Genomic DNA, 17,903 nt, shown 5'->3' on the forward strand with positions numbered 1-17,903 from the left:
GGGTTTTGTCCCAAATTACCGAGATAAGGGGGGTTCTTATGAATCAGGCGCGAAAATCGGAGCAGTTATTATTTGATCACGGTTCCCGAACACCTGTTAAAGAGATTTTCCAATCCGTATGTGACCGTCTTGGGAAGCATTATGAAGCAAAAGGGTTTAAATATTTCCGTTCCAGGCCCAAATTGGTGTATAAAGAGACGGATCTCAGGCTGGAAATACATATGTGGTCGAACAACAATACGCCTGGCGATCAGGTGACACTAGAAATCCTGCCTTATTTTTTTTCCCAGCGGGTTCTGCTTAACAAGAAAGCCAAGGGGATCCGGCAGGAGGCTAATGATGGCATGATCCTCGGGTACCCGGCTATATTCATTCAAACTCTGAGCGATGAGCCTCCCGGTACTGTAAGAGTTAAGCATATCTATGGGGAAGAAATGCACCGCAGGGATGAAGCTTCTCATGAGGCTGTGGAAATTTTCGGTCATACCTGTAATGTTTATAAGATAACGGACGAGAAATTCAATCAAATCATACAGTTTATTGACCAGCGGGTCCTGCCTTATCTAGATGTATTGAAAGACAGTGATAAATTAAACGCATTTCTTGCCGGTTCATGCAAGCGGAGATTAACCTATGCTAAGCGCAGTGACTTCTACGACTATATCTCTCTCTCATTTCCGGAGGAACAGGAACGGATGCTCTCCTTGCTTCAGCAGTCTTCACTGCCGCAGGATTAACACTCACAGGAAGGGAGAACTATGCTCAAAAATCGTATAAGCCCAAAAAGTATCGTACTCGTCGTATACTTGGCCATTATAATACTGGAAGGGGTTGTATTCATACCCGCTGCTGAGGTTTGGGGACCGGACGATTCGATTCATGGCTACACTTACACATTCCTGTTTAACTTGGTGAAGGACAGCACCGAAGTTAACGGTTTTAATGTGGCGTATAAGATCGACATAATTCGTCTGCTGTATACGATTGGTATCACTACGCTAATCGCTGCGGTGGTGTGGGCACTGCTGTCACTGTGGGAGAAAGAAGATTCCACTGGCGGCAGCAGGTAAGGTCTGGTGATCAACAGGCTTTTCCTATATGATAAGGGTTATCTTGTTTGGAGGCATTAATTAAATTTGTCGCCTGAATGAGAGATCATCACGTTCATTAGGAAGGGTGGGCACTATGCCTAAATGTAATAATTGCGGCCGCCGTTTCGGCTACTCCCATGTACTGAAAACGGTCTCCGCACTATCCGGGTACCGCTCTATGGTTTGTCCGGCATGCCAGCACGCTCATACGATTACACTAGCCTCCCGCTTTGCCGTCTCATTACTTGTTGTTGTTTTCCCGCTTCTTATCCGAATGATGTTCTTCCCTGAACAGCCGCTGCCGGAGACACTTGCTCTCGTATTGTTAATTGCAGTCTGTGCGCTATTCTTCACCCCATTACTCGTAAAAGTGGAAAAATAACCGGAGGAACTCTAAGAGAGTTCCTTTTTTAATCTCTCAACCAAACCATATATGGTATAATAAGTAAGTCGTAAATAGAGAGTGGGGATAAATTGTGAGAAAACAACTCGTACTGGCTCTGCTGCTGGCGCTCAGCTCCGTATCGCTTGGCGGGTGCCGGGATAATAACATGAATACGATTGCAATCAAGCACGAGGAGACGAACCCTGTACAGAATGCGAAAGAGCCGGTGATAGCGGATATGGGGAAAATTACGCATCTTGCAGGCGACAATGCCGAATATGCCATCCTAAAGGCTGGAGGCGTAGACACTGCCATGGTATATGATCTGCAGCTGGGCAGCCATAAGTTCTCAGAGGTTGAAGCGTGGATTGACAGGTATGACAATGGTGAATTCACGAATAAGACAGGGCCGTTCACGTTCGGAATTCAAGGTGCGGAGGATTCTGATTCACAAGCGAGGTATGATTACAAGCTCTATTATACCTTCTCAACAATTGAGGACAGCGAACAGGAGCAGGTAACTTTAGCGCTAAGGAAGAACGGGAGTGTGGCAAAGGCTGAGGCGACGCAATCACGGAAGAAGCTTCCCAGTGGTATTACAAACATGTGGTCAGTCGAAGAGATTATTCCCGGGGAAACTCATGATCTTGCGCTAATAGCCTGGAATAAAGGGAACGGCATGACGACTAGCGATGTGGAAGAGACGATTAAGAATAACGAACTGGTCTACGTGCTTCGCTGCAGGTTCACTGCTGCGGAAGGCAGTCAGTCGTGAAGACATTTCACTATACGCTGCCCGTACTCAAGCTCTCTTCAGCATGGATCACGATATACGCAGGAGGAGAGAACGGTGAGCCGGCGGGGAGCATCAGACGTTATTACAGGAATAGACTATCCCAGCTGATCTGCTGGGTAATGGATTCCTATGATATGAATATAGAAGGACAAGACACGAATCACGCACAAGCTGTACAGCTCATAGACCGGCATATCTGGATAGGCAGGAACAAGTGGAATGCAGCTATCCTGAAGGAAGGGCGGGAGAACTCCGCTGAGGTGAATGACATCACGAAGATCAAGCTGAGTCCAAGGTTTGAAATTATATGGGGAGACCGGACATTGGAGCTGACCAGAGAACTTCTGAACAGACGCACTGTGGTTACGGATCGGGAGAGCGGGCTGGAACTCGCTGTAATTAAATTCGGGGCAGGACTGGATTACCGGAAACGGTCTATCACCATCTATGAGGAGGGGGTGTGCCCTCTTCTGACAGCCTGCCTAGACTATCTAATGGTCAAGGTATATTGAGTAGTGTACAGGTTCATTACATAATGAGACAAAGGAAGATCTGGGGATGAGAGCAAGCGCACCGTTATCAGGCTTTGTCGATATGCTCCTGGGGCTGCCATGGTATTATCATATATTGTTCATTTTCGTTATGTCACTTACCGGTGGGATATGTTTATTTCTTGTTATCCGTTGGCTTCTGAACGTGCTTCACGACCGTATGAGAGCAGAGCGGGTGATGGTTTGCTCTGTTGTCGCCAAGAGAACGTCGGCTGAACGCGGCATAACAGGCAGGAAGGTAAAGCATTACATAACATTCGAATTCAGGGACAAGACACGCAAAGAGCTATGCGTTGACCAGGGTCAGTTTGGTGAGGTCATTGAGGGAGACAAAGGAAAGCTGACTTATCAGGGTTCAAGATATAAAGCTTTTACAAGGGTTATAAACCTGTCGCAGGGTGGGCAGAATGGTTGAAATTGCATACCGTTTGGGATAGGTGATTGCACTGTGGCAGATTGGTCGTCATTCGTGGTGGAAGCGGATATTACAGGATTGCAGGAAGGAATGAGCAATAGAAGTTACTCGTCTAAAGAGCTGACGCTTGCCTACATGGACAGGATTGCGGCTTATGACAAGTCGGGACCATGCATTAATTCAATCGCGGAGCTTAACCCGGATGCTATTCTCATTGCTGAAGCAAGGGATCACGAACGTTCAGCCGGCGTAAGCCGCGGGCTTCTTCATGGCATCCCGGTACTGCTGAAGGATAATATAGACAGCGCTGATTGTATGCAGACAACCGCTGGAAGCCTGGCGCTCAGAGGCCATTATGCAGCTGAGGATGCCTGTATTGTCCGGCTGCTTCGGCAAGCGGGAGCGGTGCTGTTAGGCAAGACGAATATGTCCGAAATGGCCAAATTCCTCACGCAAGACATCCCGAACGGATACAGTTCACGAGGCGGATGTGTGCGTAACCCATACGCACCAGGGCGGCTTGATGTGGGAGGCTCAAGCTGTGGCTCGGGCGCTGCTGTTGCAGCAAGCTTGGCTGCTGCTGCTATAGGTACGGAAACACTGGGCTCCATTATTAATCCGGCTGTGGAGAATGCGATTGTAGGACTCAACCCTTCTATCGGGCTGGTAAGCCGAAGGGGGATCATTCCCCTGGCACCGACCCACGATACGGCAGGTCCTATGGCACGTTCCGTGAAGGATGCAGCGATCATGCTTACGGTGCTTGCTGCATATGATCCGGAAGACGATTCAACCCATATGGCGATGAACAAGAGTTTCCCGGACTACACCATATTTCTTCAGGAGAATGGCTTTCAGGGAGTCAGAATCGGGATACCCGTGGATGCCCGGTTTCCGAAGCTTCCTCCGGAGCATCAGCAGGTGGTTGAGCGGGAAATAGAGGTCATGCGGCAGCTGGGCGCCAATATGGTTGAGGTGGAGTCCATTGCGAACCTGGAGCGACAAGAGTGGGATATGCAGGCTCTGGTCTACGAATTCAAACCGGCTATTAACCGCTATCTGGCAAAGCTGAGTCCGCATCTCCCGGTTCACAGCCTGAGAGATATGATTGAATATAACTTCCGTCATAACCGCGAGCTAATCGAAGCCTACGGGCAGGACCTGCTGATTGCTTCCGAACGGACGAGCGGAACATTAACGGAACCCAAGTACATACAGGCCAAATTGAGGGATTTGCGAATTTCCAGAGCAAATGGTATTGACGCTATATTGTCAAATCACAAGCTGGATGCGCTGTTATCGCCCGGGCACGATGGGGTAGCTGCACCTGCCAAAGCCGGCTATCCCTCGATCACCATACCCGCTGGCTTTACAGCATCTGGAGAACCCTCAGGAATAACGTTCATCGGCGGGCAGTTCAGTGAATCCTTATTAATCCGCCTGGCCTACAGCTACGAGCAGGCAACCCGGCATCGCAAGGCTCCGGCTCTCTAAAAACATGAAGAAAGCGGTATTCGAGCATATCTGTGCTCGAATACCGCTTTTTTACTGACCGATTTTGCATTAATGCGGGAGATTACAAGGCAGACATGCTGGGTAAATAGGTATGTGATGCAAAACCGCTTATTTGCGCGGAAATTTTGGGGTCTTATATTCTGTGATTTGTGAGGAAGACGAAGCATGAGAGAGAGAAGAACAACCACATGGTCGAGAATGGGTGTCTTACTTGTGGCGGCCAGTCTCGTACTATCGGCTTGCGGTGGCCGATTTGGAGAGGGGAGCGACAGCAGCTCAACTGCTGAGGCCGGTACGAGACCGAATACCGCAGGCAGCGAAGCTGTTGAAAAGGTAGAGCTCGATTTTTGGACCTTCTGGGGTTCTGAAACACTGCGCCCAATAATTGAGAAGATAATTGAGGACTTCAACCAGTCACAGGACCGGATTGTCGTTAAGCATACATACCTGCCTTGGGGGGATATCTTGACCAAAAATCTGGCAGCTATTGCAGCAGGAAATCCTCCTGATGTCATTGTTAACGATATTGCTACTGTTGCCCAGCGGGCAGAGAATAAGCAGGCTGCTGACTTGAGCTCCTATATCGAGCAAGAGCCGGTGGAGGATCGCTTCTTCCCGGAGCTTTGGCGGGCTGTCGTTCATGAATGACGCACTTATGCACATCCGTTCAATACAGATACCCGTTTTCTCTATTACAACAAGGAAGCCTTCCGCGAAGCTGGCCTGGACCCGGAGAAGCCGCCGGGTACCTGGGCGGAGCTGGAGGAATATTCCAAAAAGCTGGACAAGAAGAACGGTGACCGGTATGAACGGATTGGCTTTTATCCGACATGGGGCAACTGGGGCTGGGACAGCTGGATGATTAATGCGGACAATGGACGCGGGTTCGTCGATCAGGAAGGTAACGTGACGATTAACACGCCGAGGAAGATAGAGGCACTGGAGTGGATTAACAACTGGACGGACCGGCTGGGTTCATCAACGGTGAATGCTTATAAAGCAGAATTCGGCGAGCAGCATGGGAATTTATCAAGTATTTGACTGATGTGGATGCACAGGAATATTGGGCGGTGAAGAACTTCGACAACGTTGCAAAAATAGAAGCGTCACGTCAGGCAGCGGATAGCGATGAGCTTAACGAGACGGGTAAAATGGTATATGCAGAAGCCGTGCGTAATCTGGACATGACCAAGATGTTCCCGATCCCCGCTTTCGCGCCTGATTACCGCAGCTTGTTGAATCCTCAGGCAGATGCGGCACTGCTCGGAGATAAGACACCAGAGGAGGCCCTCCAGCAGGCACAAGAGGATGTAGAAGCGCTCGTTGCAAGGAATAAACAATAAGGTCAATCAGAACGGCGGCAGCGACAAAGCCGCCGTTCTGTGCTTTTTTATCATAGTGAGTGAAGTAGGGAGAGAGCACGCGATGAAAACAAAGTCAGGTCGCTCAGCCTTGCGGTCACCTGCAATATCAAGAGATGTGTATGCGGGGCGGGCGGCGGCCAAGAAAAGATGGCTGACCATAGAGAGGAAGGAAACGATGCAGGGGCTGATGTTTGTGTCGCCCTGGCTGATCGGTTTTCTCTGCTTTGCGCTTGGTCCGCTGCTTTATGTGAATGACGAAGCGCTTTATACGCTGCAGATCGGCTTACAGACCTTTAAGGGAACGAATGACACGCAGTGGCATTACCTGATGGCTGCTTCGCTGCTCGTTCTTCTGCCAGTCATTTTGCTGTTCTTCTTCTTTCAGCGTTATTTTATTGAAGGGATGGATTTGACAGCGGGAACGAAGGGATAGGGAATGGATATTTGCAGCAGCAACCCATATAATGAGGGCTAAGGAATTGAATTCAACAGCTGTAATGCAGCAGCTTGCTGTGCAGAGGAGTGGCAGGGATGAATAGGCCTAAGGTAGTCGTGATAGGCAGTATTAATATGGATATAGTAGTAGAAACCGGGCGTTACCCTCAGGTGGGTGAGACGCTTCTTGGTGATAAAGTCAGTTTTATTCCAGGCGGAAAAGGAGCAAACCAGGCTGTGGCAGCCTCTCGGCTTGGAGCAAAAACATCGATTATTGGTGCGGTGGGTGATGATTCCTTCGGCCGGCAGATGGTGGATAGTCTTGTGCATAATGGCGTAAATGTGTCTGGTGTCAAGGAAACCTCACAGGCGGCAACAGGAATCGCCTCCATCTATGTTTCGCAAGGCGATAACAGCATCGTTGTGGTGCCTGGCGCTAATTATACCCTGACGCCCGGCGATATTGACCGGCATGAGCGTTTATTGGCGGAGTCGGATATTGTTCTTATACAGCTGGAAATTCCGGTTCCTGTTGTCCAGCATGCCGCCCGCAGGGCGAAGGAACTGGGGAAAACCGTAGTGCTCAACCCGGCCCCTGCTCAGCCGCTGCCTGATGAAATGTTTGATTGTATTGATTATTTCACACCTAACCGCACCGAATTGGCCAGTTATTCCGGATTGGGGACAGAGGCAGACCTTACAGAAGCGATGCTCATTATGAAGCATAAGGGTGCCCGGCATGTGATAACCACATTAAGCAGCGAAGGCTCCGCGTTCCTGAATTCTTCCGGCAAGATACAGCTGGTCCCTGGCCACTCTGTATCTGTTGTTGATACGACCGGAGCAGGAGACTGCTATAATGCTGCGCTTGCGGTTGCTATAGCGGGTGGAGCCCGAACCGAGGAAGCTATCCGTTATGCATCATTGGCATCCGCATTGGCGGTAACAAAGTTTGGTGCTCAAGAAGGTATGCCGACATCCGAAGAGGTTGATTCCTTCAAGAGGCATCTGGGAAAATTCGTATAAGCAGCCGTATAGGCTCTAGGGGGAAACTTGAGAATCATGCAAAGTGCAGTGGGCAAAGGCAGTCCGGGTTGGAACGGGCTGTGGCTGCGTCATACACAGGAGCTTGTCACCTTCTATGATGTGAACGATATTATTGTATATATATCTCCATCCTGCCGTTCTATACTCGGCTACACTGAAGCTGAGATGATTGGGCGGCATCGGTCCGATTATGAGTGCACAGATGATGACCAATTGGCAGCCTCTCTAGATTTGCCGGTTAATGAATCCTTGCGCATTAGTAAGATGCGTCATAAGGACGGACACTTCTTGTGGGTCGAATCCTCTGAGCAGCTTATTCCGGCCGAGTCAGCGTCCGGATCTTCTGCATATCTCATGTCTGTTGGCCGCGATATCACAGTGCGCCGCAGGAATGAAATTCTGCAGGCCTTCTCCCAATGCTTGATTGAGTATGGGGCATGGGAATGGGACATTAACAGTGAACGTTTATATTACACGAAGGAACTGCGTAATATTTTTGCTAATGTACTGCAAGCTGAGGAATCCTCGCCTGAGTCTTTCTTATCTCTGATTCACCCGGAAGACCTGCCAAGAGTAAGAGATAACTTGACCCGGGCCGTTGCAGAGGGCGCTTCCGGTGATATAAGCTTTCGGCTTCTGCTCCCGGACGGGCGTGAGCGTATGCTTCATGGGGTCTGGGAGGTGCTTACCGATCAGGCGGGAAAGCCTGTACGGATCATAGGAGTTAATCAAGACAAGACCAGGCAGCATGAATTGGAGGAACAGCTTCGAACCAATGAGCGGAAGCACCGGTTGATTGCGGAAGCATCGGTGGATTGGATCACCAGGCATAAGCCGGACCACCAGGCAACTGTGACCTATGCTTCTCCTGTATGCAGAACGCTGCTCGGCTATGAACCTGAAGAATTAATCGGAGCATCGGCTTTTAACTTTATTCACCCCGAGGATCAGGACAGTATCAAGCAGTTTCTGATCCAAAATCAGCAGGAGCAGCAGGAAAAAGTTATCTGCAGGGTACGCCGTAAGGACGGGACATATGTCTGGCTGGAGACGACCAGCCGCTCTATCAAGAATGAGGCGGGAGACATTGAGGAGATTATATCGATCTCCCGTGACATAACCGAGCGCCGGAAGGCGGACAAGCTGCTTCAGGAGAGCAGGCAGCGATACAAATCACTATTTGATCACAATCCATCAGCTGTCTATTCAATGAGGCTTAATGGAGATTATGAAACGGCGAACCCTAATTTGGAGAAGCTGACCGGATACACGCTCGATGAATTAATCGGCATGTACTGGGGACCGATTGTTGACCCTAAAGACCTTCCCAAGACGCAGTATCATTTTGGACTCGCCGCTAAAGGACAGCCGCAGAGCTATGACCTTACGATTATTCATAAGGATGGTCATCCGGTGGAGATTAACTCGACGAATATACCGATTGTGGTAGACGGAGAAGTAGTGGGCGTGTTCGGGATATCGCAAGACATTACGGAGCGTAAACGGTATATTGCCCAGATTGAAAAGCTGAGCAATGAGTATAACTTAATCCTAAGTGCTGTATCGGAAGGGATAATCGGGTTTAATGCTGATGGACAGCCCACCTTTATGAACCCCGCTGCTGCCGGTATGCTTGGATATTCTGATAAGCTTTCAGGGCTTTCTTATTCAGACATTCTTAGGCAGATTGCGCCGGGCAGTTCGCTGCTTGAGGCTGAAGAATCCCAGATTCTAAGTGCAATTGTTAACGGATATACCTTCCGTCAGAGTGAAGCCGTCTTCTGGAGACGGGACGGATCGAGCTTCCTGGTTGATTACCAGGTCACGCCCATCATTGACAAGAATGAAGTAAGAGGTGCGGTGGTCGTCTTCCGGGACATAACCAGTGAGAAGGAAATTCTCCATGCCAAGGAATCAGCAGAACGCGCAGATCAGGCTAAGTCCGAATTTTTGGCTATTATGAGCCATGAAATTCGCACGCCAATGAATGGAATTATGGGTATGGCGGATTTAATGGCGGATACGGAGCTGACAGAAGAGCAAAGCAGCTATATGGAAATTATTCTCGCAAGCTGCGCCTCGCTGCTTCGGATCCTGAATGAAATATTGGACTTTAGCAAACTGGAAGCCGGCATGATGGAACTCAGCTATGAACCGGTTGACATACGTAGGGTGATGGCAGGAATAATGGAGCTTTTCTCTCCTCGGGCTTCCGAACGGGGTATCGAGCTTACTTGTCACGTAGATGATAACCTTCCGCAGCTGATCACCGCAGATGAAGGAAGATTGCGGCAAGTATTGGTGAATCTTGTTGGAAATGCGATCAAGTTCACAGAGCAAGGCAGAGTATCTATCACTGCTTCCCCGAATACCGGTGAAGGACAAGTTGTAGCAAGCTTCAGTGTCTATGTGGAGGATACAGGGATCGGTATTCCAGCGGGTAAGCAAGAACTGCTGTTTCAGTCCTTCTCCCAGCTCCATCCCTCTCTTAACCGCAAGTATGGCGGGACAGGACTGGGCTTGGCCATCTGCAAGAAGCTGGTCGAGCTGATGGGAGGGGCGATCGGAGTAAATAGCCGGGAGGGAGTGGGTTCTGTATTCTATTTCACCCTTCCCTTAATACTTCCGGTTAATGAGGGCCATATGACGAACGCTGCCGGTCTAACGAAGTCAGATAGAATAGGCGGGACTGTGGTGCAGAGCCATGCCAACGAAACAGCGAATATACACGCTCTAAGTTCCCCGCGTATTCTTATCGCAGAAGATAATGCGGTTAACCGAACCCTAATGCTCAAGCTTCTGCAGAAGTCCGGTTTACAGGCTGACTATGCGGTCAATGGACGGGAAGCTGTGGAAGCTGCACTGCGGAAGACGTATGATTTGATATTCATGGATCTGCAGATGCCCGAATTTAGCGGATATGAAGCTGCATCAGCCATCTTATCGAGGGACCTGGCCAAGCAGCCGGTTATTGTAGCTGTCACGGCCTTTGCCCGGGAAGAGGACCGGCAAGCATGCTTGCGCTCGGGAATGAAAGATTACATTAGTAAACCGGTTCTTGCTTCAGAGGTTAAGCGGGTCTTGGATCGTTGGCTCGGTTAAGGCCAAGGTTTATTAAGGAATTAGTTATATAGGAAGCTTACACCGGGACGTCTGCTGAGGCAGGCGTCCTTCTTTTTGCCTCAGGAAGCTAATACATAAATTTCCGGTAAGGAGGGGAAATTAAGTTAGGCAAAGGAGGCGACCAGCGTGACCGACCACAGGAATTCGGGTGTGGATGCTAAGGAAGGTATGCAAGCGCCACTAGTGCGTGATTTAGCCCGGAATATTGATAATGTGCGCGGTATCTTCAATAAATGCACCGACTTTGTCTTGCGCATGATTCCTAGTGCTGGAGGATACGAGGCAGCTGTTGTCTACCTGGATGGGCTGATCAAGACAGAAGAGCTTCAGGATCATACCCTCCAGCCTCTGCTGTCCCGGCACTTGAATTCAGAGGCAGAGCTGGAGAACAGCCAGATTTCGACGGCTTCAACAGTAGGCGAAGTAGCGGATGCGGTTCTTAACGGCGAAGCCGCTTTGCTAATAGGCAACCAGCCGTATGCAGTTATCATTAATGTCAGAGGCGGCAGCAGAAGGGCCGTTGAAGAGCCGCCGACAGAGACGACAATCAGGGGGCCAAGAGAAGGATTTACCGAGAACCTTCAGACCAATACTGCCTTGATCCGGTTTCGGCTGAAAACAACCAAGCTAAAGATGGTATCCTTCACGATCGGGGAAGAGACGAAGACAACCGTTATCTTAGCTTATCATGACAAGCTGGCAGATCCGGAAGTCATTCAGGAAGTGACCAGAAGGCTGAAGTCAATCAAGATCGATGGCGTTATGGAAAGCGGGTATATTGAAGAGCTGATCGAAGACAATCCGTACTCTCCATATCCTCAGCTGCACTATACCGAACGGCCAGATACGGCTGTTGCCCATATGTTAGAGGGAAAATTCTGTATTCTCGTGGACAACACGCCGGTTGTACTTGTCGGCCCCACTACCTTCTGGCTGCTTATGCAGGCCAGTGAGGATTATTATGAGCGTTTTTACATCTCCAACTTATTGCGCTGGCTGCGTTATGTATTCATGTTTATCGCACTGTATCTGCCGTCTATCTATATTGCTGTCCTGACCTATCACCACGACATGCTGCCAACCAACCTGCTGTATAGTGTAGCTTCTGCTCGTGAAGCCATACCGTTCCCGGCGCTTGTAGAGGCGTTGATTATGGAGGTTTCCTTTGAGGCGCTGCGTGAGGCAGGCATCCGGCTTCCCAAAACCATCGGCCAAGCCGTCGGTATTCTTGGCGCGCTTGTCATCGGTCAAGCCGCAGTGCAGGCCGGCATTGTTTCGGCCCCGATGGTCATTATTGTAGCCCTTACGGGCATCGCTTCTTTCACAATCCCGAGATTTAATCTTGCCATAACGGTTCGTATGCTGCGTTTTCCTCTTATGATTGCCGCCAGTGTTCTCGGTGTGTTTGGCGTCATGATTGGTACGTATATCATCGCCTCCCATTTGTGTCAGCTGCGATCCTTCGGGGTTCCATATATGTCGGGTTATGCCCCGCTCAGACGGAAGGAATTGAAGGATATCTTTGTTAGGGCGCCATGGAGGAAGATGAAGACTAAGCCTCTAACATACAGCGGAACGGCTGGGGGCAGAAGGTTCAGAAGACAGGATGAAACTTGAGTGTATGAGGTGCATGATGAGGCTTGGGAGAGGACTTCTCATTTTCGCGATGCTGCTCACGATTATGATACTTAGCGGATGCTGGGACCGAAGAGAAATTAATGACGTTGCCTTTGTTGCGGCTTCTGCCGCGGACAAGGAAGGAGAAGGGTACAGGGTGGGCGTTCAAATCCCTTTGCCTGGCCAGATGGGCGGTCCTGAAGGAGGGGGAGGCGGGACAAGCGGGGATAAGAGCTGGTATTTAGATTCTGAGAAGGATAAGACGCTCCGCGGTGCACTGGAAAAGCTGCAGCAGCGTCTGTCCAGAGTGTTAAATTTCTCCCATCGCCGGGTAGTTGTTTTTGGTGAAGAGCTGTCGAAGGAAGGTCTTGTTCCCGTCATTGATATTTTAATCCGTGCGCCGCAAAATCGTTTGACGGTATTCCCCATCATTGCCGAGGGGAAGGCACTTGATTTGCTGAATGCCAAAACGCCTGTTGAACAGCTGCCATCCGAGATGATTCGTGAACTGGCTTCATTAAGCTTCAGTAAACTGCTGCTGCTGAATGTCTTTATGAAAGACTTGCTGAAGGAGGGAGAAGACCCGATTCTGCCGGTCATGAAAATGGTGGAAACAAAGCCAGGGGCTCAGGGGCAGAAGGAGGAGGCTATTCAGATGGCTGGGGTAGGCGTTATGAAGAGGGACCGCTTGGTCAGCATATTTCGTGGAGAAGATGCCAAAAATCTGCTGTGGCTCAATAAGATGAACCGGCTGCCAACGGTTACGCTCGATTATCCGGAGGAGAGGGGATATATCATACTCCAGTTTCAACAAAGTCAAGTGGATGTACGTCCGGTTATTCAGGGAGATGAGGTTTCCTTCCAGGTTAAAATCAAGGCAAAGGGCTCTGTCATGGAGGATACGCTTACGAAGAACATTGTCAACGGCCGAGCTGTAAGGCAGCTGGAACAAGACGCAGAAGAGAAGGTGGAGGAGGCAATGAAACAGGTAATCAGCCAGTTGAAAGAGCTGAAAGCAGATCCGCTCGGATTTGGAAGCAGGGTTCGTGACCAGGACTTTTCGTTTTGGAGAAAGCATAAGAACGATTGGTTAGACATCTACGGCCGGAGTGATGTCTTCTTTGAGATTGAATTTAACATCGAACATACAGGCACGGTCTCCAACAGTATAATTCGCAAACATATAGAGGTGAAGTCTTGATATGCTGGGCCCTATTTTTGAGATGGTTATTATCACGGGTCTGTACGTGATTATAGACTTACCTGTCCTTAGGAAAGGCACTAGGAGAAGCAGGTATTGGTATGCTGCAATGCTGGGAGCCGCAGGCGTGGGCTGGGTGATCATCCGGATCAATCACAAGCTGCCGCATATAGGCAATTGGCTGGAGAAGCTAACGATCTAAAGAGAGAGTGATGGGTGTGCAGAAGGTTTCAGGAATGCAGGTTGTCATGCTTAGTGCCTTGATTATTCTTGTTGTAGGGCTGAAGCATCCGCCTTTGGTCATGATGGAAGCGGCAGGGGAAGGGGCCTGGGTAGGATATATCGCGGGTATTCTGATCACTGCTCCGATCGTCTGGCTGCTGTACCGGCTGTCGAAACGGTTTCCGAACGAGGATTTGTTCCGGGTACTGGTTAACCGGGCACCGCTTGTTGGGAGAGTCGTTGTCTTGATGTATCTGGTTTTGTTCCTATTCTTACTGGCTCATGACATCCGGTTTATGATTGGCGTTATCAATATCCTGCTGCTGCCATCGACCCCAATAGAAGTGACGGGACTTGTGGTTGCTGTCGCGGCTTATTATGCTGCGCGAGATGGCGTGGAAGCAGTAGCTAGGCTGGCTCAGCTGTTTTTTCCAGTCTTAACACTGCTTGTACTTGCGCTTCCTCTGCTTCTTGGAGCCCAGGCAGATATACGCAACATAGATCCATTGGTGTGGAACATGACCGGTCATATAAAATCAGCTCTATATGCCTTCGGAGGCCTCTCCGAAATTATTGTGCTGCCGTTTATTGCACCGTACCCTGCTTTCCGTCCAAGAAGCATTTACATAGGATTGTCATTGGGAACGCTGCTGCTCGGTATACTATTGACGGAGGAATTGCTCGTATTCGGTCCAGAACTGGCCTCCTTGTTCATTGATCCGCCCTATATGCTGATCCGACAGATTCGGATAACCGATTTTCTGGACAGGCTTGACCTCCCGATCCTAGCGGTATGGATGGTTACCGTCTTTGTGAAAATCAGCATATATATACAAGTGCTAAGCCTGGCCGTACACCGGCTGGTTCATGGAGTTAGCGCGCGGCTGGCCAGTGGCCCAGTCAGTCTATTGGGTCTTGTGTGTTCTTACTGGTTCTTTGAGAGCAGCAACCAGCTTGTGGAGCTGGCAAGATTCAGACCCTATCTGATGTTTGTATATGCAGTACTGCTGCCCTTGTTCCTGTTTCTGTGGCTCCGGACGAAGCGCAAATCCATCCTCATTCCTCCTCGTTAAGGCGGATTGCTGGCATTTCTTTAGCAGCTGATAGGATACACAATGTATCACTTGAATGATTATGAAAAATATAGTATCATTCACTTGTTGATAAATCCGTTAACATATTTATTATTGGAAGCGGTTTATCGGAATGAAGAACGATCATCTTACAGACAGGGGGATGATATTTCGGAAATGTTCACATTGCCCGAAGCAGTCAGCGTGTGCTGCAGCTAGACATGACACCTAGAAACAGATGCCCGGTAGCCCAACCCAGCTTCAAAATTGGTTGCGTTTACATTCAGTTTGGCGAGAGAGGAGATTGTCTGAATGAGCAAAAGAACAGTTAAAAACTTGACAGCTGTATTATTAATACTCACCTTAATATTCCCTTCGGCAGTAATGGGGGAGGAACATGACCGAAATATCAATCAGGGGAACCGTCCTGGTCAAGTACAAGCTGGGGAAGCGCCGGATTTTAAGAATGTGTCCGTCCATGACCCTTCCATCATTAAGGTTAACGATACTTATTATGTCTTTGGCTCTCATATTGAGGCTGCCAAATCCAAGGATCTGGTGACGTGGACAACGTTTACCAACGGCTACACAACGCCGAACAATGTTCTGTACGGTGATTTGTCTGCAAATCTGGCGGAATCCTTTGAATGGGCCGGAGAGGACGATTCAGACAGCAAGGGCGGATTCGCCGTATGGGCACCAGATGTCATCTGGAATCCTGAGTATGTCAACGAGGATGGCACGAAGGGCGCTTATTTGATGTACTACAGCGCATCGTCCACTTATATCCGGTCAGCGATTGGCTTAGCAGTATCCAAGACAATTGAAGGCCCGTACAAGTATGCAGATACGCTGATCTACTCGGGCTTCACGAGAGATGAAGCTTATGACGCGAACAGCGATGTAAACAAGCAGTGGGAGAATACGAACATTAAGCAGCTGCTTGATACCGGCAAGATTGAAGGCGTAAGAGCTGGCTGGTTCAACAGCAATGGTTCCTATAATAATGCTCTGTTCCCGAACGCCATCGATGCGAACCTCTTCTATGACGAGAACGGTAAGCTGTGGATGACATATGGTTCATGGTCGGGAGGTATCTTTATTCTGGAAATAGACCCGGCTACTGGTAAAGCGATCTATCCTGGCAAGGATGGAACAACGGAAGACGGCCGTATGATTGACCGCTATTTCGGTACGAAGATTTCCGGCGGCTATTATAAGTCAGGTGAGGGTCCTTATGTGAAGTACGATGAGTCTACAGGATACTATCATCTGTACGTTACGTATGGCTGGCTGGGTGCGGACGGCGGCTACAATATGCGGTTCTTCCGCTCTGAGAGCCCAACAGGTCCTTATGTAGATTCACAAGGCCAGAACGCCGTGCTCCCCGGTGATACGGATAATGCGCCGTACGGCAATAAGCTGATCAGCAACTACCTCTTTGACCGTAAAGTGGGAGATCCCGGAACAGGAATCGGCACCGGATATGTTTCTCCGGGTCATAACTCGGTGTATTATGATGAAGAAACCGGGCAGAAGTTCCTTATCTTCCACAGCCGTTTCCCGCAAACCGGCGAAATGCATGAACTGCGGGTTCACGAAATTTTCATGACTGAAGATGGATGGCCGGTCGTTGCGCCTTACCGATATACCGGTGAAACAGCATTGAAAGTCAATAAGCAGGATCTTGAAGGCGACTACAAGTTCATCAACCATGGCAACGCCAATTCGGCAGAAATCATCTATTCGGACTATATCCGCCTGAACAAGAACAACACGGTAACAGGCACCGTTCAAGGCACTTGGAAGAAGACAGGACACTATCAGGCGGAGCTGACGCTGGATGGCGTAACCTACAATGGTGTATTTGTCCGCGGCTGGGATCCTACCTCCAAGCAGTATGTAATGACGTTTGCAGCTGTGTCGAAGGATGGCGTATCCATCTGGGGAAGCAGACAGCAGGAACGGACTGACCAGGAGGTTGTAAACGCCATCCATGAAGAGCTTAGTCTGGGTGATACATCGAATGTAATTACCAATCTGAAGCTGCCGACTGTCGGTGCGTTGAATGCACAAATCAGCTGGACGACCTCTGATGCAAGCGTGGTTACAGATCAAGGTGTAGTCAATCGTCCTGAGCCTGGCAGCGGCAAGGCATCGGCAGTACTGACAGCTACAATCACGAAAGGTGATGTAACAGCATCCAAAGCATTCTCCATCACCGTGCTGCCTATTAAGGAGGCAGAGCTTGCCGCCCAGTATTCCTTCGAGGACAACCTGAGCGAGAAGACGGGCAGCTTTACAGAAGGAACGGTTACCGGGAACCGGATCGATAACACGGGCGGAACCATTACGTTTGCAGAAGGCAAGAGCGGCAAAGCAGCAGTGTTCAACGGTGAATCTGGCGTTCGCCTGCCGAACGGCCTGATTGAAGGAAGCTCTTATTCCGTCTCCCTCTGGCTGAAGCCGGATCAGCTGACTGCATTCACGACAACATTCTTCGGTGCAAGGGATGCCAATAACTGGATAAGCCTTGTGCCAAGCGGGCCTGCAAGCAATAACACAATGGTCTGGTCAGGCAGCGGAAGATGGTACGACGCTCCGGCTGGACTTACCATCAAAGCAGGCGAGTGGAGCCATGTTGCTTTCTCTGTAAACAACGGCGTTATAACACTCTATGTGAATGGTGAAGCGAAATTCGAAGGAACGAACTTCCCGGACATCTTCACAACGGACAACGGAACCTTCGGCCTTGGCGTAAACTGGTGGGATACACCGTTCAAGGGTCAAATGGATGAACTTCTTATTTTCAAAGGCGCATTGACTCAGGATCAAGTGAACAAGCTCGCAACGCTTAGCAAGTAATACATGGCTTCATTTCAAGAAGGGGGTGTCCCATAAGTCATCCAAGATGACATGGGGCACCCCCTGTTATTAATTCGGGTTAAACAAAAGCAACTGCGCATTTCGAATATTCTTCCGACCGCTGTTGCTCGTGGATTCCTTTAACAATTAAGCAAGGATGGAATCCCCGAGCAAAGGCGGACGCTATCGCTTCTCCAGAAACA

15 protein-coding genes and 1 pseudogene are annotated in these 17,903 nt (G+C 49.5%); all 16 read left to right on the forward strand.

Translation table 11 applies throughout. The features are described from left to right. Nucleotides 1-38 precede the first annotated feature (38 nt). The 16 genes and pseudogenes from L1N82_RS20920 (at nucleotide 39) to L1N82_RS20995 (ending at nucleotide 17,700) form a co-directional block, all read left to right on the forward strand. Nucleotides 39-737 carry a hypothetical protein gene (locus L1N82_RS20920; RefSeq protein WP_235289405.1) on the forward strand — a complete coding sequence of 233 codons (699 nt, stop codon included), beginning with the start codon at nucleotides 39-41 and terminating at the stop codon, nucleotides 735-737. Between the two features lie 21 nt (nucleotides 738-758). Continuing rightward, nucleotides 759-1,070 (forward strand): hypothetical protein, encoded by a 312-nt coding sequence (locus tag L1N82_RS20925; protein ID WP_235289406.1) that lies wholly within the window; start codon nucleotides 759-761, stop codon nucleotides 1,068-1,070. 115 nt (nucleotides 1,071-1,185) lie between these two features. Then, entirely contained in the window at nucleotides 1,186-1,473 is a 288-nt protein-coding gene (locus L1N82_RS20930; RefSeq protein ID WP_235289407.1) for a TIGR04104 family putative zinc finger protein, read from the forward strand. A gap of 94 nt (nucleotides 1,474-1,567) precedes the next feature. Next, nucleotides 1,568-2,251 (forward strand): hypothetical protein, encoded by a 684-nt coding sequence (locus tag L1N82_RS20935; protein WP_235289408.1) that lies wholly within the window; start codon nucleotides 1,568-1,570, stop codon nucleotides 2,249-2,251. Next, nucleotides 2,248-2,784 carry a tubby C-terminal domain-like protein gene (locus L1N82_RS20940; RefSeq protein ID WP_235289409.1) on the forward strand — a complete coding sequence of 179 codons (537 nt, stop codon included), beginning with the start codon at nucleotides 2,248-2,250 and terminating at the stop codon, nucleotides 2,782-2,784. The genes L1N82_RS20935 and L1N82_RS20940 overlap by 4 nt, the downstream gene beginning before the upstream one ends. A gap of 46 nt (nucleotides 2,785-2,830) precedes the next feature. Beyond that, nucleotides 2,831-3,238, forward strand: coding sequence for a DUF2500 domain-containing protein (locus tag L1N82_RS20945; RefSeq protein ID WP_235289410.1), 408 nt, complete (start codon nucleotides 2,831-2,833; stop codon nucleotides 3,236-3,238). Nucleotides 3,239-3,271: 33 nt separating this feature from the next. Then, nucleotides 3,272-4,732, forward strand: a complete 1,461-nt coding sequence (locus L1N82_RS20950) for an amidase family protein (protein WP_235289411.1) — start codon at nucleotides 3,272-3,274, stop codon at nucleotides 4,730-4,732. 219 nt (nucleotides 4,733-4,951) lie between these two features. Then, nucleotides 4,952-5,794, forward strand: a pseudogene (locus tag L1N82_RS20955) (extracellular solute-binding protein). A 5-nt stretch (nucleotides 5,795-5,799) separates the two neighbouring features. After that, entirely contained in the window at nucleotides 5,800-6,096 is a 297-nt protein-coding gene (locus L1N82_RS20960; RefSeq protein WP_235289412.1) for a hypothetical protein, read from the forward strand. An 82-nt stretch (nucleotides 6,097-6,178) separates the two neighbouring features. After that, nucleotides 6,179-6,550, forward strand: a complete 372-nt coding sequence (locus L1N82_RS23510) for an ABC transporter permease family protein (RefSeq protein WP_328284508.1) — start codon at nucleotides 6,179-6,181, stop codon at nucleotides 6,548-6,550. A 98-nt stretch (nucleotides 6,551-6,648) separates the two neighbouring features. Next, nucleotides 6,649-7,578 (forward strand): ribokinase, encoded by a 930-nt coding sequence (gene rbsK / locus L1N82_RS20970; protein WP_235289413.1) that lies wholly within the window; start codon nucleotides 6,649-6,651, stop codon nucleotides 7,576-7,578. Between the two features lie 36 nt (nucleotides 7,579-7,614). After that, complete coding sequence (locus tag L1N82_RS20975; RefSeq protein ID WP_235289420.1) at nucleotides 7,615-10,701, forward strand: PAS domain-containing hybrid sensor histidine kinase/response regulator; 3,087 nt, start codon at nucleotides 7,615-7,617, stop codon at nucleotides 10,699-10,701. A gap of 189 nt (nucleotides 10,702-10,890) precedes the next feature. Further along, a complete protein-coding gene (locus L1N82_RS20980; protein WP_235289421.1) occupies nucleotides 10,891-12,339 on the forward strand; it encodes a spore germination protein in 1,449 nt (482 codons plus the stop codon). Nucleotides 12,340-12,355: 16 nt separating this feature from the next. Next, the gene (locus L1N82_RS20985; RefSeq protein ID WP_235289414.1) at nucleotides 12,356-13,540 is read left to right on the forward strand and encodes a Ger(x)C family spore germination protein; all 1,185 of its coding nucleotides are present in this window, start codon (nucleotides 12,356-12,358) and stop codon (nucleotides 13,538-13,540) included. 212 nt (nucleotides 13,541-13,752) lie between these two features. Then, nucleotides 13,753-14,835, forward strand: a complete 1,083-nt coding sequence (locus tag L1N82_RS20990) for a GerAB/ArcD/ProY family transporter (protein ID WP_268822084.1) — start codon at nucleotides 13,753-13,755, stop codon at nucleotides 14,833-14,835. 312 nt (nucleotides 14,836-15,147) lie between these two features. Beyond that, nucleotides 15,148-17,700, forward strand: a complete 2,553-nt coding sequence (locus L1N82_RS20995; protein WP_235289416.1) for a LamG-like jellyroll fold domain-containing protein — start codon at nucleotides 15,148-15,150, stop codon at nucleotides 17,698-17,700. The last annotated feature ends 203 nt before the right edge of the window (nucleotides 17,701-17,903 follow it).

This window comes from Paenibacillus tarimensis (assembly GCF_021532315.1).
GTDB classification, from domain to species: domain Bacteria; phylum Bacillota; class Bacilli; order Paenibacillales; family Paenibacillaceae; genus Paenibacillus_I; species Paenibacillus_I tarimensis.